This is a genomic window from Clavibacter lycopersici (genome assembly GCF_003576405.1).
Classification (GTDB): Bacteria; Actinomycetota; Actinomycetes; order Actinomycetales; family Microbacteriaceae; genus Clavibacter; species Clavibacter lycopersici.
The window spans coordinates 1-1,464 of the sequence record NZ_QWGT01000389.1; the positions used below are offsets into that span (position 1 = coordinate 1).

The 1,464-nt window shown below is 77.4% G+C and carries 2 protein-coding genes; both read right to left on the reverse strand.

All coding sequences use genetic code 11. The features are described from left to right. The coding region (locus DZG00_RS15395) for an APC family permease (protein WP_119455815.1) at positions 1–883 on the reverse strand (883 nt) is incomplete at its 3' end. Then, positions 880–1,464: XdhC family protein (locus tag DZG00_RS15400; protein WP_199689837.1), on the reverse strand; the 585-nt coding region annotated here is incomplete at its 5' end. The genes DZG00_RS15395 and DZG00_RS15400, both read right to left, overlap by 4 nt.

Sequence of the window (1,464 nt, forward strand, 5' to 3'; positions counted from 1 at the left end):
CCAGGAGCGCGCCGAGGCAGGCCGCGGCCGCGCCCACCGCGACCACGGGCACCGCCCACGCCCAGCCCGCGTCGCGCACGACGTCGGCGAGCGGCGCGGTGGATCCGGCGAGCCGCGCCTCCCCGAGCACCCCCAGCAGGGTCACGGCGACGAGCGCGTAGACGACGAGCGCGCCGCCGAGCGCCAGCAGGATCGCGCGCGGGATGGTGCGGGCGGGATCCCGCACCTCCTCCCCCATGGTCGCGATCCGGGCGTATCCCGCGAAGGCGAAGAACAGGAGGCCGGCCGACTGCAGGACGCCGTAGGGGGTCGTGTCGACGACTCCCGCGACCGGTCCCGTGCCGGCGCTCGGCCCGCCCGCGACGAGGCCCGCGACCAGCACGAGGGCGATCACCGCGAGGACCACCGTGATGATCACACGCGCGAGCCGCGCGGTGCGGGTCACGCCGAGGCAGCCGACCACCGCGAGCGCGACGACGGCGAGCGCCGCCACCGGCCGCTGCCACGCCACCGGCACCGCGTAGGCGGCGAAGGTGAGCGCCATGGCCGCGCAGCTCGCCGTCTTGCCGATGACTAAGGACCAGCCCGCGAGGAAGCCCGGCCACTCCCCCAGCCGCTCCCGGCCGTAGAGGTACGAGCCGCCGGAGGACGGGTAGCGGGCGGCGAGCTGCGCGGACGCGGTGGCGTTGCAGAACGCGACCACCGCGGCGATCGCGAGGCCGATGAGGAGGCCGCCGCCAGCCGCGCGGGCGGCGGCGGGCATGACCGCGAAGATGCCGGCGCCGATCATCGCGCCGAGGCCGAGGACGGTGGCGTCGAGGAGGCCGAGGCGGCGGGCGAGGCCGGGCTGGGCGGGGGCGGCGGATGCGGATGCGGCGGTCATGCGGTCTCCCCGTGGATGGGTCCGGTCGTCGTGGTCAGCGGCGCTCCCGCGGTGCCGGCGCGCGCGGCCAGCACCTCCGCGAGGATCGAGACGGCCGTCTCCTGGGGGCTGCTCGCGCCGATGTCCAGGCCGACGGGCGAGTGCAGGCGCGCGAGCTCGGCGTCCGTCATGCCCTCCTCCACGAGGCGCGCGCGGCGGCGCTCGTGCGTGGCGCGGGATCCCATCGCCCCGACGAACGCGACCGGCAGCCGGAGGGCGGCGACGAGCAGCGGCACGTCGAAGCGGTCGTCGTGGGTGAGCACGCAGATCACGGTGCGGGCGTCGACCTCGGTGCGCGCGAGGTACTCGTCCGGCCACTCGACGACGACCTCGTGCGCCGACGGGAAGCGCGCGCGGGTCGCGAAGGCCGGCCGGGCGTCGCACACCGTGACCCGGTAGCCGAGCAGCGCGGCCGCGTCGGCGAGGGCCGCGGAGAAGTCGACGGCGCCGAAGACCAGGAGGCGGGGCGGCGGCGCGGCGACGAGGTGCAGGACGCGCAGCGGGCCGTCGGCGCAGTCGACCTCGGTGGTGCCGGAGCGGCC